This is a genomic window from Tamlana crocina, from assembly GCA_040429635.1.
Taxonomy (GTDB): Bacteria; Bacteroidota; Bacteroidia; order Flavobacteriales; family Flavobacteriaceae; genus Flavisericum; species Flavisericum crocinum.
Window position 1 is genome coordinate 3,177,173 of record CP158972.1, and the last position, 21,403, is coordinate 3,198,575.

23 protein-coding genes and 1 tRNA gene are annotated in these 21,403 nt (G+C 38.8%); 14 read left to right on the forward strand and 10 right to left on the reverse strand.

Annotated elements, in window-relative coordinates; all coding sequences use genetic code 11:
• Positions 1 to 45 precede the first annotated feature (45 nt).
• Positions 46 to 1,131 carry an amidohydrolase family protein gene (locus ABI125_14005; GenBank protein ID XCF05817.1) on the forward strand — a complete coding sequence of 362 codons (1,086 nt, stop codon included), beginning with the start codon at positions 46 to 48 and terminating at the stop codon, positions 1,129 to 1,131.
• Positions 1,131 to 1,775 (forward strand): O-methyltransferase, encoded by a 645-nt coding sequence (locus ABI125_14010; GenBank protein XCF05818.1) that lies wholly within the window; start codon positions 1,131 to 1,133, stop codon positions 1,773 to 1,775. The genes ABI125_14005 and ABI125_14010 overlap by 1 nt, the downstream gene beginning before the upstream one ends.
• 10 nt (positions 1,776 to 1,785) lie before the next feature.
• Here the strand turns inward: ABI125_14010 and ABI125_14015 are convergent, their stop codons facing one another.
• The 6 genes from ABI125_14015 to ABI125_14040 form a co-directional block, all read right to left on the reverse strand.
• The gene (locus ABI125_14015) at positions 1,786 to 4,038 is read right to left on the reverse strand and encodes an ATP-binding protein (protein ID XCF05819.1); all 2,253 of its coding nucleotides are present in this window, start codon (positions 4,036 to 4,038) and stop codon (positions 1,786 to 1,788) included.
• Between the two features lie 128 nt (positions 4,039 to 4,166).
• Positions 4,167 to 4,454 carry a twin-arginine translocase TatA/TatE family subunit gene (locus tag ABI125_14020; protein XCF05820.1) on the reverse strand — a complete coding sequence of 96 codons (288 nt, stop codon included), beginning with the start codon at positions 4,452 to 4,454 and terminating at the stop codon, positions 4,167 to 4,169.
• A gap of 68 nt (positions 4,455 to 4,522) precedes the next feature.
• The gene (locus tag ABI125_14025; GenBank protein ID XCF05821.1) at positions 4,523 to 6,823 is read right to left on the reverse strand and encodes a M1 family metallopeptidase; all 2,301 of its coding nucleotides are present in this window, start codon (positions 6,821 to 6,823) and stop codon (positions 4,523 to 4,525) included.
• A gap of 209 nt (positions 6,824 to 7,032) precedes the next feature.
• Complete coding sequence (locus ABI125_14030) at positions 7,033 to 7,536, reverse strand: DUF6702 family protein (protein XCF05822.1); 504 nt, start codon at positions 7,534 to 7,536, stop codon at positions 7,033 to 7,035.
• 52 nt (positions 7,537 to 7,588) lie between these two features.
• Positions 7,589 to 8,383, reverse strand: a complete 795-nt coding sequence (locus ABI125_14035; protein XCF05823.1) for a carboxypeptidase-like regulatory domain-containing protein — start codon at positions 8,381 to 8,383, stop codon at positions 7,589 to 7,591.
• A gap of 89 nt (positions 8,384 to 8,472) precedes the next feature.
• The gene (locus tag ABI125_14040) at positions 8,473 to 9,273 is read right to left on the reverse strand and encodes a carboxypeptidase-like regulatory domain-containing protein (GenBank protein ID XCF05824.1); all 801 of its coding nucleotides are present in this window, start codon (positions 9,271 to 9,273) and stop codon (positions 8,473 to 8,475) included.
• A gap of 159 nt (positions 9,274 to 9,432) precedes the next feature.
• On the opposite strand from ABI125_14040, the gene pepE reads away from it, so the two are divergent.
• The gene (gene pepE / locus ABI125_14045; protein ID XCF05825.1) at positions 9,433 to 10,140 is read left to right on the forward strand and encodes a dipeptidase PepE; all 708 of its coding nucleotides are present in this window, start codon (positions 9,433 to 9,435) and stop codon (positions 10,138 to 10,140) included.
• A 162-nt stretch (positions 10,141 to 10,302) separates the two neighbouring features.
• Here pepE and ABI125_14050 read toward each other — a convergent pair.
• Positions 10,303 to 10,375 (reverse strand) — tRNA-Gly (locus ABI125_14050).
• Between the two features lie 82 nt (positions 10,376 to 10,457).
• On the opposite strand from ABI125_14050, the gene ABI125_14055 reads away from it, so the two are divergent.
• Positions 10,458 to 10,898, forward strand: coding sequence for a GNAT family N-acetyltransferase (locus ABI125_14055; protein ID XCF05826.1), 441 nt, complete (start codon positions 10,458 to 10,460; stop codon positions 10,896 to 10,898).
• Between the two features lie 64 nt (positions 10,899 to 10,962).
• Entirely contained in the window at positions 10,963 to 11,730 is a 768-nt protein-coding gene (locus ABI125_14060) for a M48 family metalloprotease (GenBank protein XCF05827.1), read from the forward strand.
• Positions 11,731 to 11,792: 62 nt separating this feature from the next.
• Here the strand turns inward: ABI125_14060 and ABI125_14065 are convergent, their stop codons facing one another.
• Complete coding sequence (locus tag ABI125_14065; GenBank protein XCF05828.1) at positions 11,793 to 12,203, reverse strand: ankyrin repeat domain-containing protein; 411 nt, start codon at positions 12,201 to 12,203, stop codon at positions 11,793 to 11,795.
• A gap of 241 nt (positions 12,204 to 12,444) precedes the next feature.
• Between ABI125_14065 and gpmI the strand changes: the two genes are divergently transcribed.
• From gpmI to ABI125_14095, 6 genes are all read left to right on the forward strand, one after another.
• Positions 12,445 to 13,959, forward strand: coding sequence for a 2,3-bisphosphoglycerate-independent phosphoglycerate mutase (gpmI, locus tag ABI125_14070; protein XCF05829.1), 1,515 nt, complete (start codon positions 12,445 to 12,447; stop codon positions 13,957 to 13,959).
• A gap of 45 nt (positions 13,960 to 14,004) precedes the next feature.
• Positions 14,005 to 14,412, forward strand: a complete 408-nt coding sequence (locus tag ABI125_14075) for a hydrolase (protein XCF05830.1) — start codon at positions 14,005 to 14,007, stop codon at positions 14,410 to 14,412.
• Positions 14,413 to 14,485: 73 nt separating this feature from the next.
• Entirely contained in the window at positions 14,486 to 15,304 is an 819-nt protein-coding gene (map, locus tag ABI125_14080; protein XCF05831.1) for a type I methionyl aminopeptidase, read from the forward strand.
• Between the two features lie 116 nt (positions 15,305 to 15,420).
• Positions 15,421 to 15,624: a GxxExxY protein gene (locus ABI125_14085; protein ID XCF05832.1), complete on the forward strand. Its 204-nt coding sequence runs from the start codon at positions 15,421 to 15,423 to the stop codon at positions 15,622 to 15,624.
• A gap of 153 nt (positions 15,625 to 15,777) precedes the next feature.
• Complete coding sequence (locus ABI125_14090; GenBank protein XCF05833.1) at positions 15,778 to 16,494, forward strand: methyltransferase domain-containing protein; 717 nt, start codon at positions 15,778 to 15,780, stop codon at positions 16,492 to 16,494.
• A 7-nt stretch (positions 16,495 to 16,501) separates the two neighbouring features.
• A complete protein-coding gene (locus ABI125_14095; protein ID XCF05834.1) occupies positions 16,502 to 16,870 on the forward strand; it encodes a DUF423 domain-containing protein in 369 nt (122 codons plus the stop codon).
• A 3-nt stretch (positions 16,871 to 16,873) separates the two neighbouring features.
• On the opposite strand, the gene ABI125_14100 is transcribed toward ABI125_14095, so the two are convergent.
• Together ABI125_14100 and ABI125_14105 are read right to left on the reverse strand one after the other, a co-directional pair.
• Positions 16,874 to 17,836 (reverse strand): FAD:protein FMN transferase, encoded by a 963-nt coding sequence (locus ABI125_14100; GenBank protein XCF05835.1) that lies wholly within the window; start codon positions 17,834 to 17,836, stop codon positions 16,874 to 16,876.
• Between the two features lie 14 nt (positions 17,837 to 17,850).
• Positions 17,851 to 18,228 (reverse strand): Na(+)-translocating NADH-quinone reductase subunit F, encoded by a 378-nt coding sequence (locus ABI125_14105; GenBank protein ID XCF05836.1) that lies wholly within the window; start codon positions 18,226 to 18,228, stop codon positions 17,851 to 17,853.
• Positions 18,229 to 18,317: 89 nt separating this feature from the next.
• On the opposite strand from ABI125_14105, the gene ABI125_14110 reads away from it, so the two are divergent.
• From ABI125_14110 to ABI125_14120, 3 genes are all read left to right on the forward strand, one after another.
• Positions 18,318 to 19,403, forward strand: a complete 1,086-nt coding sequence (locus ABI125_14110; protein XCF05837.1) for a hypothetical protein — start codon at positions 18,318 to 18,320, stop codon at positions 19,401 to 19,403.
• A 96-nt stretch (positions 19,404 to 19,499) separates the two neighbouring features.
• The gene (locus ABI125_14115) at positions 19,500 to 20,276 is read left to right on the forward strand and encodes a hypothetical protein (GenBank protein ID XCF05838.1); all 777 of its coding nucleotides are present in this window, start codon (positions 19,500 to 19,502) and stop codon (positions 20,274 to 20,276) included.
• A gap of 21 nt (positions 20,277 to 20,297) precedes the next feature.
• On the forward strand, positions 20,298 to 21,356 hold the full coding sequence (locus ABI125_14120) for a hypothetical protein (GenBank protein XCF05839.1): 1,059 nt from the start codon (positions 20,298 to 20,300) through the stop codon (positions 21,354 to 21,356).
• Positions 21,357 to 21,403: the final 47 nt, after the last annotated feature.

Genomic DNA, 21,403 nt, shown 5'->3' on the forward strand with positions numbered 1-21,403 from the left:
ATAGCGTGATGGATTGCAAAGAAATCTACCCATTAAATTTTAACTATGGAAAAACGTAAACTTCGCATAAACGGTCATTCGCACTTGCTGCCCTACCCTGAGGAAATACCCGAGTACATGCGTGAAAAAGGTATTTTCTGGGTGGACAAAGACCGCAAGTTCATGTTACAAAAAGATTGGAGCCGCCCCGTTACCGATTCCAGTTTCTTTCTTTACGAAAAATTAGAGTGGATGGACCGTTATAACATCGATCATGCGGTGGTTTTAAACCTGTCGCAACTTTACGGGAACGGTTTACGTGTGGAGGAAATGAAACAAGCCTTACGGTTTCAAAACGATTTTAACGCACGCATACAGCACGACCACCCTAATAAATTTACTTGTGGTTTTGTGGTGCATCCCGGTTTTGTGCGCAGTGCCTGTTGGGAAATTGAACGCTGTGTTGAAGAGCACGGTATGCAGCTTTTATGTTTGCCCACACATTACATGGACACCATTGGCACTTGGCGCTGTATTTTTGATGAGGAAAACGAACCGATTTTTGAACTCGCAAACCATTACAACCTTGCTGTTGAAATCCATCCTTACGACGGTGAAAAATTTATTAAACTTGAAAATACGGCTTGGCGTTTCCATTTAATTTGGATGCTGGCCCAATGTGGCGATGCCTATCATTTTTTAACCTTAAATGGCTATCAAGATAAATACCCCAATATGCGTACTTGTTTTGCACATGGCGGTCAATTGGCACAAATCAACTTGGGAAGACGAATACAAGGTTTTGATGGCAGACCGGATTTATTTGAAGGCAAACACCACCCCCGAAAAGCCGTAGGGCATAAAAATATTTTTTTCGACACCTTGGTGCACGATACTGGAGGACTGGAATTACTGATTAAAAACCACGGTGCCAAACAGGTGCTTATGGGCCTGGACGACCCTTATCCACTGGGCGAAATGGAAAGCACCAAGCAATCCTCGTATCCCGGAAAAATTTTAGATTTGGCCAAAGAAAGGAATATAATTACCCAAGCCGACCACGATGCCATGTGGGAGGATAATGTGATACAATGGCTGTGCGGAGAAGACCAAACCGCAAAAGAAAAATTAATTAATAGAATATTGAACTAATGCATTTTATACCAGAAGATATTGATAATTACGTTGAAGCGCATTCTGAAAACGAACCAGAATTACTGCAGCAATTAAACCGCGAAACCAACCAGAAGATTTTGCAACCACGCATGCTTAGTGGCCATTATCAAGGTAGGGTGTTGAGTATGATTTCAAAACTGGTAAATCCCAAAAACATTTTGGAAATTGGCACTTACACCGGATATTCGGCGATATGTTTGGCCGAGGGCATGCAACAGAACGGCACTTTGGATACCATTGATATCAACGAAGAGCTGTTCGATTTCCAACGAAAATATTTTGACCAATCGGGCTACGGAAAACAAATTGTGCAGCATTTGGGGAATGCGCTAGACATTATCCCCCAACTGGACAAAACCTACGATTTGGTTTTTATTGATGCCGATAAAGAAAACTACTCCAACTATTTTGAAGTGATTATGGACAAGCTAAACACCGGTGGCGTTATTTTATCGGACAACGTGCTTTGGAGCGGTAAAGTTCTGGATACCAAATTTAAAAAAGACGACACCTCTACCCCGGCGCTGATTGAATACAACAAACTTTTAAAAGACGACCCTAGAGTAGAAACCGTTATTTTACCCATTCGTGATGGGCTAACCATAAGCCGGAAATTATAGCAAGTATCTTTTAAGAAGCCTTTATCAATTTAAGGTTACCTCGCCTGCTATTTTGAATGTGTGTACTGATCACTTGGAAAAACTCGTAATTATCAAATGGCTTAATAACCACATCATTATAGCCAATACTCGCGTACATTTGTTTAATTTCCTCGAGATCGGCAGCAGTTAAAGCTATAATGGGTATGGTTTTGTTAAACTCACGGATGGCTTCGGTCGCTTCATTTCCATTCATAATAGGCATGTTGATGTCCATTAAGACCAAATCGTATTTTTTGCGGCTTACGGCTTCAAAAGCCTCTTTTCCATTTTTAACAATGGTACATCCATAGCCTTGCTTCTCCAGTAGGTTTTTGGTGACCACTTGGTTAATTTTGTTGTCTTCGGCCACTAAAATCTCATACTTCTCTTTTGGCCTTTCAATTTTATTGTCGAGCGCTTCTTTTTCTTCGATAGCTTTGCTCTTGTCGATTTCGAAATCCACTTCAAAACTAAAAGTTGTTCCCACCCCTTCTTTGCTCTTCAAATCAATTTTACTGTTGAACAAGGTAATTAGGTTTTTAGTAATGGAAAGCCCCAGCCCCGTACCTTGATAATTCACGTTGCTGTCTTTTAACTGCGAAAAGGTTTCGAAAATGGCATCGAATTTATCCTTCGGAATACCTATTCCGTTGTCTTCAATTTCAAATCGAAGCCCTACTTGGTCTTCATCCAAACTTGTTAAACTCACTCTCAAATTAATTACGCCATTGCTAGTAAACTTTATACTGTTGCCTATTAAATTTATTAAAATTTGAGATAGCCTAACGTTATCGCACATAATGCGCTTTGGCACATGTTCATCTACAAACACCTTGATTTTATTATTGGTTTCTACCAATCTGTAATCGAAGGAATTCGATATATCTTCGAGCATACTTTTTAAATCGACCGACACATTTTGAAGCTCTACTTTATTAGACTCCATTTTGCCTACTTGCAGAATATCGTTAATCAAGTTTAACAGATAATCTCCTGAATACTTTAAAGATTTCAAGTATTTACGATCGCGATTGTTCAGGTTGCTATTATCCAACAACAGTGAAGTTATGCCCACAACCCCGTAAAGCGGTGTTCGCAACTCGTGCGTAACATTCGAGATAAATTTAGTTTTTAACTCAGAACTTTTCAAGGCTTCGTTTTTGGCCGTTTCCAGCTCAGCATTCTTAATTTTCAGGGTTTGCGTTAGCTTTCTTTTAGACACATAACCTATGTAGATAATTATTAAAAAGATAAGCAACATTACCGTCGCAATCATAATGATTACGTTTATCTTTTTTACCTTATTGGTTATTTCGAGTTGCTGTAAACGCTCCAAATTGGCCAAGGAAGCATTGTTTTTATATTCTTCAATTTGAAGTCTTGCTTTGGTGATTGCATCTTGCTGCTGCTCCTTTTGACTTAAAAACTTTTCTTTTATCTTATTATGATCTAATAAAGAGAGGTAAGCTTCTGTGCTTTTACCCGATTTTGCCTGCGCTATAGACTGCTGCATGTATACGTTACTCAGCAGACCTAAATGGTCTTCATTGTTATCATCCAACAAACTAATGGCATTATTAAAATTACTTTGTGCATGATTGAACAACTCTTTTCGGGCATTGTACAAGCCGTTCACATAATTAAAATAAGCCTGCGAACTAGGGTCTAAACTTTCAACCTCTAAATAGTCTTTTACATTTAAAAGCCCCATCAAAGCAAGGTTTAAGCTATTACTATCGATATAAAGTTCGCACAGATTCAATCGAATGTTGAATACCAATTCATTTATTTTAGCTTTATCGGCCTGAACAATATTATTTTCCTGTAAAGCAAAACCCAAAGCTTTTTCAAAATACGGAATCGCTGTATCGTACTCTTTTTTAACCTTGTATATTTTAGCCAAGTGAAGGTACACTTCAGCCATAAGAACATTATCTTTCAGTTCGTTGAGCGACTGTATGGCTAACAGATAACTTTCTTCGGCAGTTTGGTAGTTTTCAACCAAACTGTAAATATTACCAAGATTAAAACTGGCCACCGCATAACCATAGTGGTCTTGGATAGAATCTGACAACGTCCTGGCTTTTACAAAACCTTCGTACGATTTTACCAGATTATTTTCATTGTAGTATTGAATGGCAGAGGCGTTGATATCATCAATATGTTTGATAATTTCGCGTTCCTCTTTTCCGAAGGCCAAAATGGCGAAAGATAGAAAACAGATTAATAGGTTAGTTTTCATTTTGTTTGTTTGTAGAGTTTGGGACTCCTAAAGTATTTTTTTAATACAAAAGCGGGAATATAATTTCGTTAAAATGCAAGAAGAAGTTGACTAATAGATGAAATACACATCGACGAACAGACTAAAGGTTAAAACTTCCGTTTAACCGAACCAGTAAAATCATCTAAATCATCTTTCACCTGATCTAGCTGTTTTTTCACATCATTGGTTACGCTTGTATCAATCCCATTTTTTTCGGCTGTTTTGGTAATTTCGTGCTTAATATCGTTGGTAGCATCTTTCAGGGTACGCATACCTTTGCCCAGACCACGGGCTATTTCGGGAAGTTTATCGGCACCAAAAACCATAATGGCAATAAATAGTATAAAAGCTATTTCTGCTCCGCTAATAAATAAAAATGTAGCTTGCTGTATCACACTGCAAATATACTAAGTAGTTTTGTGAGAATAAAAAAAGTCGATTTAAAAAAATCGACTTTCAATGGTTACCCTTTGTTATTTTCTTTAAACCGATCAAATTCGGTTTCCTGTGCTTTTTTAGGCCAATGGTTGTTTGCTGTATCAATGTCGGCCGTTTCTTCGTCAGGATCTATTTCTATGCTTACAATTTCCTTATCAGAAGCAATAGCCTTGCTTACTTCGTTGTCGTTCAATCTCCAAATTTGCGCCGGATAAGTTACTTCATTTGAAGTACCGTCGGTATAATTATACTTAACAATAATAGGCATAACCAAGCCGCCCGGTTTTTCAAAAGTAACATTATAAAAGTATTTTGGCTCTTTTATACTTTTGCGTTCTTCTGGCGAAAAGTTGTCCATAAGATACTCTTGCAACGGCTTTGAATTCTCTAAAAGTGACTTCTTTTTCATGCTCGCTTTAAAATCTTCACTGTTTTCTTCAACCAAATACACTAAAGGTTTAAGTTGTTTTTTCTTAATGCCCCTTTCTTCCATAACCTTTCTCATGTAAGCGTTGGGCTCATCGGACACATAATATTTTTTTACGTCTTTAATCGCGATATCCACCCAATCGGTAGTGTAGAACCAACCTCTCCAAAACCAATCCAAATCGAAAGCCGAAGCGTCTTCCATGGTTCTGAAGAAATCTTCTGGTGTTGGGTGCTTAAATTTCCAACGATTGGCGTATTCTTTAAACGCATAGTCGAACAACTCGCGTCCCATAACGGTTTCCCTTAAAATATTTAATGCTGTAGCAGGTTTTCCGTAGGCATTATTTCCAAATTGATAGGTATTGAGCCCTTTGGTCATTATAGGTGCAATAAAATCTTGATTGCCGCCCATGTAAGGCACAATCATTTTTGCAGGCCCACGATCTGAAGGGAAATGTTTATCCTCGGGCGAAAGTGCCGCAGGATACTTTTCACCGAAATCCTGTTCTGCCACGTATTGCACAAAAGTATTCAAACCTTCGTCCATCCACGTCCATTGGCGCTCGTCGCTGTTCACAATCATTGGGAAAAAGTTATGTCCTACTTCGTGGATAATTACCCCCATCATACCGTACTTAACACGATCGCTATATGTACCATCTTCTTTTGGTCGACCATAGTTCCAGCAAATCATTGGGTATTCCATACCTTGTTGTTTGGCGTGTACCGAAATGGCCTTATGGTAGGGATAATCGAAAGTCATTCTCGAATATGACTCCAAGGTGCTAGCTACTGCGCGGGTTGACCATTCTTCCCAAAGTGGATTACCTTCTTTTGGATACATAGAAACCGCCATAACATCTTTACCGCCAACTTTTACGGCCATCATATCCAAAATGAATTTTCTTGAAGTAGCAAAACCGAAATCCCTAACATTTTCGGCTTTTAATTTCCATGTTTTAGTTTCTTCAGAAAACCCTTTTTCCACCGCCTCGGCTTCAGATTGTGTTACAATTAAAATGGGCTTATCGAATGATTTTTTTGCTGCTTCATATCGGTCCATCATCGTTTTGCTATACACTTCTTTTCTGTTGGTAAGCACACCAGTACCATCTAAAATATGATCGGCAGGAACGGTAATATTTACTTCATAATCACCAAATGGCAAGGCAAACTCATCGCGCCCCCAAAACTGGCTATTTTGCCACCCCTCAACATCGTTGTAAACCGCCATTCTTGGAAAAAACTGCGCAATAACATAAGCTCTGTTTCTGTCTTTTTCGAAATACTCATAGCCCGAACGGCCACCCTCAACAACGTGGTCGTTTATATTATACCACCATTTTATTGTGAACGAAAATTTATCCCCAGTTTTCATTGGCTTTGGCAATTCCACACGCATCATGGTTCTATTTATCATGTGCTGTAGCGGATTTCCACTTTCATCCTTAACTTCCAAAATATTGAAACCACGTTCTAATGGCTGTTGCATATACTCTTTTGCAAATGCATTTGGAAGCATAACCGGTGCTACACCGCTTGTTTCTATTAAAGGAGACTTAGAATCTTTTGCTCTTTTGTTCTGATCTAATTGCACCCATAAATATTTTAATTCATCGGGCGAATTATTGGTATAAGTAATGGTTTCAAACCCGGAAAGCTTGGCGTTTTTATCGTCCAGAACAATATCCATTTCATAATCTGCTTGCTGCTGATAGTAAGCGGGACCCGGAGCTCCCGAGGCAGATCTATACATATTAGGCGTAGAAAACTCATCATACAACTGTTTGAACTTGTTGGTATTGGTATGCCCTTTTTTAACTGCCGTTTGCTCTTGTGCATTGATCACTAAAGACATTAGCAAAAATGATAGACAGAAATAGGATAACTTGTTCATATGTGAAATTTTATTGTTTTAAAGATTACGGCCTAAAGGATAAAAACAACCTCGCGTGAATGAGCGTTCTTAGTGTTGTTCTTAATATGGTTAGACTCATTTAAAGTGAAATGTATTATGAAAAAAAAGTTGCTTTAAGCAATTTCAATTAAATTATTCTTACAAAAAGTCGTTAAAATTAAAAAAATATTCAAACAAGTAAATTACTTTTAATTAAATTTTAACACTGCGGTGTCCTTTTGTGGAATAAGAATAACACTTTTTTGATTGGAGTTTATTTTTGTTTTTACAATATTTTGCTGTTCTTCAATTAAATCGAACAATAATTTATTGGTAACCTCAAACGAATCAATACGCTCTACCCCTTCAATTTCCAGGTAACATTTTACAATAGCGACATCACTTTCTTTCCCGATGAATGTAAAATTGGCTTTTGTTCCGTTTATTTTAATGGTCAGTTTGTCATTTATGTAGCGCTCAATATATTCATCTATCTTTTCTGCTTCTTGGTGGTCACCAAAAGTAATATTATCATTATAGCGTGAGCGCAGGGCATTCTCAAAGTCGTCAACAAACAACCTTGAAATAATTTGGACCGATTTTTTATTGGTCAAGTATTCAATCTGCGTTAGGCTGATATAATATTTGTGCACTGCCGAAAAAGAAAAAAAGGACAGCGCACACGCTAGTAGTAGTATTTTTACAGGTTTCATTCTTAAATATTTATGCTAATGTAACGTTTTCAAAAAGTATTCCAAACAGCATTTATTTTTTGTTTGTGCTTAGGTTTTCTTTGTACTGCCTATACTTTTTCCTTAGAAAAATAAGTATTTCGAAATCGGTTTTGTTTTTACAGTACTTAATAAAATGTTCATCGTCGGCACAAAAATAGAAGAAGTCCATTTTTAAATCATCATCCAAAGGATTGGAAAGAAAGAAATCTTTAGCCAATCTGGATTTTACACGCTGCATTAAAGCTTCCCGTTCTTCAAGTTCCACCCTATTTTTAAGCATTTTGGTACGGCCCGAAATGGTATTAATAAGTGGATCCAAAGGCATTGACCCTCCAAGCAACCCTAACAACATAATTGGTTTAAACTCTCCTGCTTGAGCCAAACGCCGTTCGCTTTGGGTAGCCGGCTTTCCGGTATAACCTGGAATACCTACGTCGAAAAAATTAATGGGTCGGTTGCCGTCGAAATTTTCAATATCAGACATTAAATTGCCAGTTAACACTTTACCAACAACCACCTCGTCCAGTTTGTTAATTTGTTCTTCCAAAAACACGAACATCACTTTTTCTTTTATGATATTGCCCGAAACAACCACTTCTTTAGGTTGGTGCTGAATGGACGAAAACGCAAGCGTATCATTCAATTTGGCCAAAATATTAAAGCGGCCGTTTTTATCGGTAATAGTAAAAAGCTGTTGGGTTTTGTTTATAACGTGAATATTTTCAACATCGGTGGCGCCAGATACCCTGCCAGACAACTCGATGGACTGGCCATACAAAGCAAACGGCAGCACATTAAAAAGCAAAAAAACAGATAGGCGTTTCAAACGAAGTTAATTAAACCGTAAAGAACGCTTTTGAAATCTTAAAAAAATACAAATCCGCTTTAATCTTTTGTTAAAGATACCTCCCAAATTTAGCTTTTCAATTTTAAAAATGCTTTGCTTTTTTGGTTCAATAGCTCTAAAAACTCCATTTCACGACCGTAATTGAGCAGTGAAAAATCGAAATCATCGGCTTGCACGTACTGGATAAAATCCTCTACGCGATGTTCTGGAATGTTAAAATTATCGACCAAAAATTCGGCTCCGAAATAGTATTTTATCGATTCAATAGGTACTTCTGGCACCTTAACTTTTTTCTTTTCCGATACTTTGGAACGAAACAACGGCAACAACAACTGATCTACCACGTTAACCACATTCAACCCATTTACCACCGCAATGCCCTCGGTATTCATGGCCACATTCTCGGCTTCTGTTTTATAATCTTTATCAAACTCAAATTCACCGCTATTTTTTACACCAAAATACAAGGCGTCCAATTTGGGCTTAAAAGGTTTTGAACGCTCCATATCGGTATCCAAATTGCCCGTTAACCCTTGGGTAACCACCACAACCTCCTCCAATTTATTAATTTCTTCAATCAAGAACAGTTTCATTTTTCTCGATTCTAAAATATCTTCATTAATTTTAAAACTGATATTTTGATATTGCAGGGCACTCACTTCAATAACATCGTTTAGAGCCACTTTTATGGTAAACTCGCCATTTTTATCGGTCACAGTTCCCATGTTCGACGAAGCATTAAAAACAGTAATACCTGTTAAATCGCTGTCTTCAACAATAATTTTTCCGGAAACAGAAACCCGAATAATATTTTGCGAAACCGCAGACACTGAAATTAAAACTGCCAAAAAGAAGATGATTCTGTTCATGTTTTTTATTTTGAAAATACCATTTTATTTTCATTTTGTAAAGAATAAGACTTCAAAATATGAACAAAACTTAAATTTTAACTAGTTTTAGCCGTTTTATTAGGACTCACAAAAAACAAGACTACACACAGCCCAAAATTAATTTTGAAAATTTAACCCATGAAAAATATTATCATCGCAAGCACATCAACAGTTCACGGCAGCGGCTATTTGGAATATATTTTAAGCGAACTGGAAACATTTTTCAAAAATGCCAATGATATTCTTTTTATCCCGTATGCCAGACCGGGCGGTATTTCGCACGATGATTACACCAAAATCGCCAAAGATGGATTTTCAAAAACCAATAAAACCGTTATGGGTATCCATGAATTCAGCAATCCCGTTGAAGCCGTTAAAAATGCTCAAGCTATTTTTGTGGGTGGCGGAAACACTTTTGTTTTAACCCAGCAACTATATAAAAATGAACTGATAGCCCCGTTGAAAGAGGCTGTAAATAGCGGAACGCCCTATTTGGGCACCAGTGCGGGCAGTAACATTTGCGGACTCACCATAAAAACCACCAACGACATGCCCATTGTATACCCACCAAGTTTTAACGCTTTGGGATTGGTTCCTTTTAACATCAACCCCCATTATTTAGACCCCGATACTTCCAGCACACACATGGGCGAAACTCGAGAAACGCGAATTAAGGAATTCCACGTCTACAACACACCACCCGTTATAGGTTTGCGCGAAGGGAGTTGGCTGCAAGTAACAGGAAATAACATTGTTTTGAAAGGAAATCTGAAAGCCAGAATTTTTGAATACAACAAACCTGCGTACGAAGTCGATGCCGAAACCGATTTGAGTGATTTAAAATAGAAAGCATAAAAAAAAGTCCCATCGTTTGGATGAGACTTCTTCGAGCGGGAGATCGGGTTCACTTCGACTGCGCTCAGTATAAACTTCTTACCCCTACATCTTCATACTTTTACAAAATCCAACCAATAAAAAAGCTCCACCGTTTTCAGTGAAGCTTCTTTGAGCGGGAGACCGGGTTCGAACCGGCGACATTCAGCTTGGAAGGCTGACGCTCTACCAACTGAGCTACTCCCGCAATAATCGGATGCAAATATATACAAACTCTTAATTATCTTGCAAGAAAAAAACGCAACTTTTTTTCGCAAAATACTAATTCGATGAATTTCAACATCAAACAAATCCCTTCAGAAGAAACCCATAGCGTACGGCATCCAATTTTAAGAGCCGGCTACCCCATTGAAAGCTGTGTTTTTGATGGCGACAATTTGGAAACCACTTTTCATATCGGCATTTTTTCAGAATCAAAATTATTGGGCGTATGTTCTTTCTTTAAAAACAACAGTTCTTCTTTTTCCGAAAAAGAACAATACCAACTGCGCGGTATGGCTATTGTAGAATCCCACCAAAAAAAAGGCTTAGGGCAATTACTAATAAAACATGGCGAAAACATTCTAAAAACAAAACAAGCTGATTTGGTTTGGTGCAACGCACGCGAAACCGCAACACTTTTCTACATTAAAAATGGGTACAAAATTACTGGTGAGCCCTTCAATATAAAAACGGTTGGCATACACTACGTTATGCATAAACCTCTTTAACCTTTTTACTATTTTATAGTTTAAAATTTCGTAGCTTTAATAACTACATTTTTTTTATTGAATCATGAGAGGAGGAAATTTAAAATTCAGACTATTAATTGGCGCGGCCATTGCCCTGTTTTTTGTTTTTAAACGCTGCAGCCAACAAGAAGTGAACCCTTATACTGGCCGTACCCAAACCATATCGATGTCTCCCGAAAACGAAATCGCCATTGGTTTGCAAAGTGCACCCCAAATGGCCGAACAGCATGGCGGTTTGCACCCTAACAACCAGTACCAAGCCCTAGTTGATAATGTCGGCGAAAATTTGGTAAATAATAGTATAGCTAGAGAAACACCATATCGGTACGAATTCCATTTACTCAACGACCCCAATACCATCAATGCTTTTGCACTTCCGGGCGGACAAATATTTATCACCTACGCCCTATTTTCTCAATTGGAAAACGAAGACCAACTGGCTGGCGTTTTAGGCCATGAAATCGGTCATGTTTTGGGGCGTCACAGTGCCGAGCGTATTGCCGAAAGCGAATATTGGCAAGGCTTAACCACAGCGGGTGCCGTTGGCGCCGATATGGGCGGATTAGTTGGCAGTATTGGCCAAAACACCTTATTGACCAACGGACGTGACGATGAACTGGAAAGTGACGACCTGGGCGTTAAATTCATGATAAAGGCAGGCTACAATCCGCAGGAAATGATTGGCGTTATGGAAATTTTAAAAGCCGCCGCCGGACCAAACCGTGTGCCCGAATTCCAAAGTACCCACCCCGACCCCGACAACCGTATTGAAAAAATACAGGAAGCCATTGACAAATACAGAAACCAATAAACAAAAAAAGCCCTGTTTTCAACAGGGCTTTTTAGAGTGACTAACTCAAAATAATTACGAAATTATTTTTTCTTTTTCTTTTCGTCTTTAGCTTTTTTCAAAGTGGCCTTAATAAGGTTTGCTGCATCGGTGGCTCCGTGCAATTCGGCATATTTTAAGGCGGTCATTTTCTTATCAGATTTTGCCTTTAAATCAGCTCCGTGGGTAATTAAAAGTTTTAAAATTTCAGAGCGGTTAAATTTGGCCGCATACATTGCGGGGGTCATCCCGTTCGATTTGGCATTAACATCGGCACCTCGGGCAATCAGTTTTTGTACGGTTTCTAAATCGCCTTTAGCAATTGAAACACAAAAAGAATTTACCTTAAAATAGGCTTCAACTTCATAAGTTTTTTCAAATTGGTTAGGGGTTGCATTTGCAAATGCCATAGATAGGCACAGCGCAACGGCTGGAATGATGATTGTTTTTTTCATGATGAAAGATTTTAATTTGATGAATTGATTTACGTTTTTTGATATATTAAAGAGACGATTTAATTTCCTAACTGTTACACAAAAAATATTTTTTAACGTTTAATTAGTATAAAACTAACGGAAAGCCTTCTTTTTGAAAAAAACGCAAAACCCTTTAAAAACCAAAGCTTTTAAAAGCATTTTACGCACTCTTTTATCAAACTTCATTATCTTAGCGGCATCTTAAAATTTTAACAAAAAAATGAGCAAAAAAGTTATCTTAATGATTCTTGATGGCTGGGGAAACTCGCCAGATCCTAAAGTTTCAGCAATAGACCACGCCAACACACCGTTTATCGATTCACTTTACAAAAAATACCCGTTTGCCACATTACGCACCGATGGCGAACACGTTGGATTGCCAAAAGGCCAAATGGGAAATAGTGAAGTGGGCCACATGAATTTGGGTGCTGGTAGAATTGTATATCAAGATTTGGCGAAAATCAATTTGGCCATTGAAAAAGATACTTTAAAAGACGAAAAAGAGCTGATTGACGCTCTAAAATACGCTTCAGAAAACAATAAAAACGTTCATTTTTTGGGGCTTTTAAGTGATGGAGGCGTACACGCACACACCAGTCATTTAAGAGGTTTTATTGATGCAGCCAACAAAGCCGGCGTTAACTCGTACGTACATGCCTTTACCGATGGTCGTGATGTAGACCCTAAATCGGGCAAAGGTTACGTTGCAGATTTGGAAAATTATATTGCGGGCACTAATGCCAAGCTCGCCACCGTTACAGGCCGTTATTACGCTATGGACAGAGACAAACGATGGGAACGTGTAAAGCTGGCCTACGATGCTGTGGTTAACGGTGAAGGCACAAAAACGCAAAATGCTACCGCATCCATTCAAGAAAACTATGACAACAACATCACCGACGAGTTTATTGAGCCACTTATTTTAACCGATGGCAATAACGAACCCATCGTAAAAATCAAGGAAGATGATGTGGTGATATTCTACAATTTTAGAACCGATCGTGGTCGTGAGCTAACAGAAATGCTCAACCAAAAAGATTTCCCGGATTACAACACCAAAAAATTAAACCTTTACTACGTTACCATCACCAATTACAGTGATGATTTTAAAGGTATCAAAGTAATTTTCAACAAAGACAACATCACTGAAACCATTGGTGAAGTGCTTTCAAAAGCAGGGAAAAATCAAATTCGTATTGCTGAAACCGAAAAGTATCCGCATGTTACGTTTTTCTTTTCTGGCGGACAAGAAACACCGTTTGATGGTGAATCACGTATTCTAAAAAATTCACCTAAAGTGGCCACTTACGATTTACAACCCGAAATGAGCGCCTACGAACTCCGCGATGCCCTAGTTCCTGAATTGGAAAAAGGAGAAGCTGATTTTGTATGCTTAAATTTCGCAAACGGTGATATGGTAGGCCATACCGGAGTTATGGAAGCGGCTATCAAAGCTTGCGAAGCGGTTGATATTTGCGCAAAAGACATCATTACCACCGGATTGGAAAATGGATATACCACGCTGCTTATTGCAGACCACGGCAATTGTGAAACCATGATCAACCCAGACGGCTCGCCGCACACCGCACATACTACCAATCCTGTTCCTGTAATCTTGATCGATAACGAACTTAAGGAAATAAAAGATGGTATTTTAGGCGATGTGGCACCAACCATATTAAAACTTATGGATGTTGAGCAGCCAACAGCGATGACGCAACATCCATTGGTGTAAACATAAAAGGTGTAACTTTGCAAAAATTTAATGCCTTAAATCGAAATGAATTTTAGCGACACCCTTATTATCGCCGTCGATTTTGATGGTACCATCGTTAAAGATGCGTATCCTAAAATAGGAAAGCCAATGCTATTTGCTTTTGAAACCTTAAAAAAGCTTCAAGAGGATGGGCATCGGCTTATCTTATGGACCTACAGATGTGGTGACCGGTTGGATGAAGCCGTTCAATTTTGTAAAGAAAATGGCATTGAGTTTTATGCGGTAAACAAAAGTTTTCCCGAAGAAGAATATACCAACGATATCAGCAGAAAGATAAACGCCGATTTGTTTATTGACGACCGAAATATTGGTGGTTTTCCCGGCTGGGGCGAAGTGTACCATATGCTTACCGATGGTTCTGCACAACCTTTAAAAGAAAAAAAGAAAGGGTTTTTCGGGTTGTTCGGCTAAAATTCCGATGATATAATTTCAAAATAATGCATTTAACTTTTTGAGTATCTTTGCATTCCTATTATTTATACTTATGATTATTGTAAAAACAAGAGAAGAAATTGAATTGATGCGCGAAAGTGCTTTAATCGTATCGAAAACCTTGGGCGAATTGGCCAAAGAAATAAAGCCTGGGGTAACCACTCTTGAACTTGATAAAATTGCTGAAACCTGTATACGCGACCATGGTGCTATCCCTGGTTTTTTGGGGCTTTACGACTTTCCGAACACACTTTGTATGAGTCCGAATTCGCAAGTGGTACATGGTATCCCCAATAACGACCCTTTGGTTGAGGGCGATATTATTTCCATTGATTGTGGGGCGTTAAAAAATGGCTTTTATGGCGACCATGCTTATACGTTTCCGGTAGGAGAAATTGCTCCCGAAACCGAAAAATTGCTTCAGGTTACTAAAGAATCCCTTTATGTTGGTATTCGAGAATTTAAAGCCAACAACCGTGTTGGCGACGTAGGCTATGCCATTCAAAAATATTGTGAAGACCATGGTTACGGTGTGGTCCGAGAATTGGTGGGGCACGGCTTAGGTAGTAAAATGCACGAAGACCCCGAAATGCCCAACTATGGGAAACGCGGACGTGGCAAAAAGTTTGTTGAGGGTATGGTTGTAGCCATTGAACCCATGATTAATTTGGGTACACAGCGCATAAAACAGCACTCCGATGGCTGGACCATCACCACGCGCGATGGCAAACCTTCCGCACATTTCGAGCACGATGTTGCGTTAGTTGACGGCAAACCAGAGTTGCTATCAACCTTTGCGTATATCTACGATGCCTTAGGTATTGAAAGTAATGAAGAAGACGAGTTTAGGCAAAACGCTTTAGTACTTTAATATAGACACGAATTCCACTAATTTCCACAAATCACTTTGCTACAAAACCGATTTCCAATATACATATGACTTCATTAATTTACAAAGAGGAAGCCTATAAAATAATTGGGATTTGTATGGAGATTCACAATCAACTAGGGAAGGGATTTAACGAAGTGGTTTATGCTGATGCTCTGGAGATTGAATTTATCGATAATAACATTAACTATTCAAGAGAGAAAAAATTCGATATTAATTATAAAGGTAATTTGCTTCCTCATAAATACATAGCAGATTTTACTGTAAACGATAAAATCGTTTTTGGAATTAAAAGCTATTGAATGTCAAATTTGAAACTCGGCCTTCTGGTAAACTTTGGAGAAGAAAGCCTAAAATATAAACGAATTGTTCTTTAGAATGATTGGTGCTAATTTGTGAAATTCGTGTCAAAAAAAATTTTCAAACTTATACTCAATCTTGTCCCACGGCCTTTATTGATTAGGTTGAGTTATGTGGTTCGCCCGTTATTAGCGCATTTCCTAAAGGGAGATACCTATACCGACCCAATTGACGGAAAGAGTTTTAAAACTTTTTTACCCTACGGATACGGTAATCAACGTAACAATGTATTATCTCCTTCAACCTTAAGTTTAGAACGCCACCGTTTACTTTGGTTATATTTAAAGGATGAAACCCGTTTTTTTTCAGACAAGCTTAAAGTGTTGCATTTTGCCCCCGAACAATGTTTTTTGAAACGCTTCCGGAGTCTTAAAAATCTCGAATACACCACTACCGATTTGCTCTCGCCAATTGCCGATGTGAAAGCCGACATTTGTAACCTACCCTTTGGCGACAATACTTTTGACGTTATTTTCTGTAACCATGTTTTGGAACACATCCCCGACGACACCAAGGCCATGCAGGAATTATTACGCGTGATGAAACCCGGTGGTTGGGGTATTTTTCAAATTCCACAAGATTTAAATCGGGAAAGCACATTTGAAGACGATAGCATTACCGATAAAAAAGAGCGAGCTAAAATTTTTGGTCAGTACGACCATGTTCGGGTTTATGGGCGAGATTATTTTAATAAACTGAGAAGCATAGGATTTAAAGTTGAAGAAGTGGATTATACCTCAAAACTTTCAACCGATTTAATGGAACGCTATTGCTTGGCAAAAGGCGAAATTATTCCCGTAGTCTATAAATAAACACAAAATGGAACAACATATTTTTATAATAACTGGCGCAGTATTTGGCATGCTATCCATTATTTTTGGTGCTTTTGGTGCACATGCTCTAAAAAAAGTTTTAAACGACGACCAACTAAAAAGTTTTGAAACGGGAGTAAAATATCAAATGTACCACGCTATTGTATTATTAATTCTCGGTTTTAATCCTGAATTTTACTCAACAGCGATGTACTGGTGCTTCTCGCTAGGAATTGTTTTGTTCTCTTTTAGTATTTACGGACTTATTTTGAGCGACGCCAAAGGAAAGAAATTAAAATTTTTAGGCCCAATTACGCCCATTGGCGGTTTACTTTTTGTCGCCGGATGGGCTGCTATGGCACTTCAAACCTTATAAAAACTACTCCGGAAAGTTATTAAGAGACAAGGTTTCGAATTCCTTTTTATCGTTTTCAAAAATCAAAAATACTTTAAGCTCGGGGTGCGTTTGTAAAAAGGATTTCACTCGCTCCAATCCCATGCCCTTAAATGCCGTGGCATAGGCATCGGCTACCATGCAGGTTTTGGCAATCACCGAAATACTCAGTAAATTGGTTTTGCTGGGATATCCCGTTTCGGTATCGATAATGTGGGCGTAACGGTTGCCGTTTTGGTCTATTTTAAACTTTCGGTAAGTCCCCGAAGTCGCCATGGCCGCATCCTTTAAAGTAACCGCTTTTAAAATAGATTGAGTGCCATCAAAATGGGGCTGTTCCACACCTACTTTCCAGTCGGCGTTAATGCCTCCCACCCTAATTTCGCCACCTATTTCAACCAAATAATTTTTTATGTCTTTGCTTTCTAAAAAATTGGCCACCACATCTACCCCGTAACCTTTGGCTATGGCATTAAAATCAATAAAAGCACCTTGTGGTTTTTCAATGGAATGCCCGTTCATTTTTACTTTATCCAACCCTACCGAAAGCATCAAACTATCTATTTTCAAACTGTCGAGATTGGCTATTTTGCCTTCGGGACCAAAATCCCACGCGTTGACTACAGCGCCAATGGTGGGATCGAATGCTCCTTGAGTTTGTTTGTATATTTCTTTTGAAGTTTCAAAAACATTTTTAAAATGGGCATCTACTTCGGCCACTTCATTCCGGTTGATTTTTGAAATATCGGAATCTTCCAAATAAGTAGACATCGATTGGTTTATAACATAAAACAAACTATCAAATTGTTTTTGATAATTGATTTCAGAATCATAAATAATGGAGTAATTGGTTCCGAAAACAGGGCCTGAAAGTTTGCTGTTTTTCACTTCCGTTTTACAGGAAAGCATCAAAAAGAACAGACAAAAAAAGATTAAAATTCGTTTCATAACGATGCAAAACTTTAATTCAAATGGGTTTCAATTACCTGAATACCGTTGTATTCCATTAAATATTCCTCGTTCATATAAATGGGTTCTTTTTCGCCCTCTAAACTACCTATGCCCACACCGGCATAGAGTACTTTGGCTTCTTTTTCACGGGCATGTTTTTTAAAGGTTTCCATCCAAACCACATCATAATTATTAGGGTTATCGGGTAAAATCACAGCCCGCACGATCACGAAATAATACTGCTTGTTTTTGTCGATACACACAAACTGCGGGTGTTTTTTCAGTTTACTGTTAACAGCTATAAACTCAAAGCCCCGTTGTTCCAAATCCTTTCCCACGTGGTTCATGGCAAGGTTGTGCAATTCTTGTTCTGTTAGTGGTCTGCCCATGGTACAAAAATATAAAAATTAATAGGGGATGATGACATTTTTAAAGTATTTCGATGTAGAAGTAAAGTGAATCTTAAAAACAAAAAAACATGAAAACTGTGCATTTACTATTGGCCTTATGGATCCTCTCGTTTATTTCGTGCGGGCAACAAAAAGAAAATAACTTCGCTAATTATGAAGACGGTTACACCGAAAACGTACCTGATGAAAACATAAAAAAACACAAAGCCACAAATAGTATAAAGGGCTACCAAGTGATGAGCAAGCAGTTTGGCATGCCCGTTGGAACGATGCCCATCCCTAGTTCATGGCAAGTAAAAAACAATAAAAAAGAAGGGATTTTATTTGAGTCTGCCGATGGTGTTAAAGTATATGGTGAGCGGTTTAAATCCCATTTTTACTCAAACAACCAGCAGCAAAATTATTTTGCAAAGCAGGGTGGCAGCATCGTTATGCCCCCAAAAAGCATCAGTCGGGTTATCCAAGAAGATATAAAGCCCTATGCCGAATCGCAGGGTTTGCGCTTGGTCAATCAATTTCCTATACCAGAGCTTGCACAATTTGATAAGCGATTTGACAGCTATTTGTTTAAGGGCGTTCCGGAAAACAAGCAATTTCAATGCATAGCTACAGAGTGGGAAGACCAAAACGGAGATAAATCCATAGGTATTATTCGCTATTTCACCAACCAATATACTACTTTGGGCGGTATGGATTGGGGGTACACCCTAAACTCTATGGGTGCCCCGAGCGATAAGTATAAGCAAGCTAAAAAAGACTTTATAAACTCTTTGGTGAACTTTCAAATAAACCCGCAATGGGTCCAGGCCAGCAACCAGCATTATGCCAAACTATCTGGCCAGAGTGCCGCAGCGCACCAGCAACGCATGGCTGCGATAAAAGCACAGGGCCAAGCCATTATAAACAACGGAAACACCTACAGTTCCATTATCGATAGCAACCACGAAAGTTGGAAACGCCGAAACGACATGAACAGTGCCGGCCACGCCAAAACCGTTAACAGTGGTATTTGGGAACGCAGCACCGTAACCAACCCCAATTCTGGGCAATCGTACCAAGTAGAAGGTCAGTACGACTATTATTACGGCAATAATGACGATGGATACATTGGTACAGATAACGCTTTGTACAACCCTAATTTAGACCCAATATGAACGACCAAAACTGGACCCAATACGATATTGAAAATTAATAAAATGATGACATTTTAAAACTATTTCGATGTAAATATGAATTTAATGAAACCATTTATGAAAACACTAAAAACATATAGTCTTATAGCTTTAGTTCTTCTATTATGTGCATGTAGCGCTGACAACGATAACGATGGCGTAAATTTTGCGAACGCAACCTCAAGAGAGGGCTGCCCCAATGTAACGGGACCAACGGCCGTTTATTGGGATGCCGCAAACGGTATTCCGGCGCCTTTTACCAGTATTCCTATAATGCAAGGTGCCAAAACTAGGTTTGTACACTCATTTATCGAGACTAATATTGCTTTTGATTTTCCGCAAGGCTATACAGCGACCGAAATTGCCGTACCCAATAGCGCATTTGGCGTAGATTTAAGACGGTCAAACAACGACGCCCAAAATAAAGTCTTTTTTCGTTATTATCCGGTGGTCTCATTCAACACTACCAATATAGACCAAATAAGGGCCTTTTTTATCAATGATTTTTTGGCAAACGAATATGGGTTTAACGGTATACCAACCGTAGATTGCGCAACCCCAAACCAAACCGTAGATTTTGGCGGAATTACCAGAACCGTTAGCAACAGGGCCATACGCTTTGGCAATACAAGGGCAATAATATCGGTCGCCGTTGTTCCTACGCCTTTGGGAAGTTCTGCTTCAATTTCAATTTCTGCTGGTCCCATCAATGAATACGACAGTTTGGTTATGAATGTTTTCTTTCCCATCACTTTTGAATTGTTGCTTCCCGACAGAGAAAACCTTTCAGATAGGGATAACGATGGCGTACCCGATATTTTCGACATTGCCCCAGATAATCCGAATGTAAGTTAAAAATCCAAAAAAAAAATAATCATGAAAGTTTTACATCTATCTAAAAGAATGGCATCAGCCTTAATTAGCTTAATCATGCTAGCCAATCTAGGCTGTAGTGAGAGCAGCCCAGATGATGAGAAGATAGACGACAGTGCTGGCCCAAAAATATATGTGGCAGGAACCAAGCCCGAAAACCAAAACACTTCGGTTGCCGAATTATGGGTAAACAACGCACCGTTGAACATCTCTAGCAATAACAACCCTGGAATTGCCAACTCGGTATTTGTTTCGGGCAATGATGCTTATGTGGCCGGTTATGAATTAAGCGGCAACAACAATATCGCTACTGTTTGGAAAAACGGTACACCAACCCAACTTACAGATGGCACAACAAACTCTACCTCTGCATCCATTTTTGTGGATGGAAATGATGTTTATGTTGCAGGCGATGAAGTAGGAAACATTGGGTTTAACGCAAGGCTATGGAAAAACGGTATTGCAACCGATCTATCTGATGGTAAGCAATCTAGGGCACGATCGGTATTTATATCAAATGGCGATGTTTATGCTGCAGGATGGCAATTACATAATATAGAATTTACCGCAGTAGTATGGAAAAATGGAGTTAGCACACCATTAACAGACAGCTCAAAATTTGCCTCAGCAACTTCTGTTTATGTCTCAAACGGCAATGTTTACGTTGGCGGATCAGAGTACAATAACGAAAGCGACAAAACATTAGTTGCCAAGATTTGGAAAAACGGTACCCCTATCAATATAACAGACGGCACTAAAAATGCACTTATTGAAGATGTTCTTGTTTCTGGGGATGATGTTTACGCAGTAGGATGGGAAATGCTTGGCAATGCTTCTGAAGAGGTTGCTACCCTATGGAAAAATGGCGTACCTACAAGACTTACAGATGGCAGTAAAAATGCCAGGGCAAATTCTATTTTTATACATAACGACGACATATATGTTGCAGGAAGCGAACGCGGAGCACAAAACGACAAGGCCATGTTGTGGAAAAATGGCGTAGCCACCAGTTTAACAGATGGCAAGAATTTAGGACGGGCATTTTCTGTTTTTATAAAATAAACAACAAGCCCGCTTTTATACAGGTATTTTTCCTGAAACCGTTGAGG

Excerpts from the sequence above, each read along its gene's own strand:
- ABI125_14015 (XCF05819.1), bottom strand. The coding sequence starts at position 4,038 with ATGAAAACTAACCTATTAATCTGTTTTCTATCTTTCGCCATTTTGGCC.
- ABI125_14105 (XCF05836.1), bottom strand. The coding sequence starts at position 18,228 with ATGGGCAGACCACTAACAGAACAAGAATTGCACAACCTTGCCATGAAC.
- map (XCF05831.1), top strand. The coding sequence starts at position 14,486 with ATGATTATTGTAAAAACAAGAGAAGAAATTGAATTGATGCGCGAAAGT.
- ABI125_14075 (XCF05830.1), top strand. The coding sequence starts at position 14,005 with ATGAATTTTAGCGACACCCTTATTATCGCCGTCGATTTTGATGGTACC.
- ABI125_14055 (XCF05826.1), top strand. The coding sequence starts at position 10,458 with ATGAATTTCAACATCAAACAAATCCCTTCAGAAGAAACCCATAGCGTA.
- ABI125_14030 (XCF05822.1), bottom strand. The coding sequence starts at position 7,536 with ATGAAACCTGTAAAAATACTACTACTAGCGTGTGCGCTGTCCTTTTTT.
- ABI125_14085 (XCF05832.1), top strand. The coding sequence starts at position 15,421 with ATGGAGATTCACAATCAACTAGGGAAGGGATTTAACGAAGTGGTTTAT.
- ABI125_14115 (XCF05838.1), top strand. The coding sequence starts at position 19,500 with ATGAAAACACTAAAAACATATAGTCTTATAGCTTTAGTTCTTCTATTA.
- ABI125_14095 (XCF05834.1), top strand. The coding sequence starts at position 16,502 with ATGGAACAACATATTTTTATAATAACTGGCGCAGTATTTGGCATGCTA.
- ABI125_14110 (XCF05837.1), top strand. The coding sequence starts at position 18,318 with ATGAAAACTGTGCATTTACTATTGGCCTTATGGATCCTCTCGTTTATT.
- ABI125_14120 (XCF05839.1), top strand. The coding sequence starts at position 20,298 with ATGAAAGTTTTACATCTATCTAAAAGAATGGCATCAGCCTTAATTAGC.
- ABI125_14025 (XCF05821.1), bottom strand. The coding sequence starts at position 6,823 with ATGAACAAGTTATCCTATTTCTGTCTATCATTTTTGCTAATGTCTTTA.
- ABI125_14005 (XCF05817.1), top strand. The coding sequence starts at position 46 with ATGGAAAAACGTAAACTTCGCATAAACGGTCATTCGCACTTGCTGCCC.
- ABI125_14040 (XCF05824.1), bottom strand. The coding sequence starts at position 9,273 with ATGAACAGAATCATCTTCTTTTTGGCAGTTTTAATTTCAGTGTCTGCG.
- pepE (XCF05825.1), top strand. The coding sequence starts at position 9,433 with ATGAAAAATATTATCATCGCAAGCACATCAACAGTTCACGGCAGCGGC.
- ABI125_14100 (XCF05835.1), bottom strand. The coding sequence starts at position 17,836 with ATGAAACGAATTTTAATCTTTTTTTGTCTGTTCTTTTTGATGCTTTCC.
- ABI125_14060 (XCF05827.1), top strand. The coding sequence starts at position 10,963 with ATGAGAGGAGGAAATTTAAAATTCAGACTATTAATTGGCGCGGCCATT.
- ABI125_14065 (XCF05828.1), bottom strand. The coding sequence starts at position 12,203 with ATGAAAAAAACAATCATCATTCCAGCCGTTGCGCTGTGCCTATCTATG.
- gpmI (XCF05829.1), top strand. The coding sequence starts at position 12,445 with ATGAGCAAAAAAGTTATCTTAATGATTCTTGATGGCTGGGGAAACTCG.
- ABI125_14010 (XCF05818.1), top strand. The coding sequence starts at position 1,131 with ATGCATTTTATACCAGAAGATATTGATAATTACGTTGAAGCGCATTCT.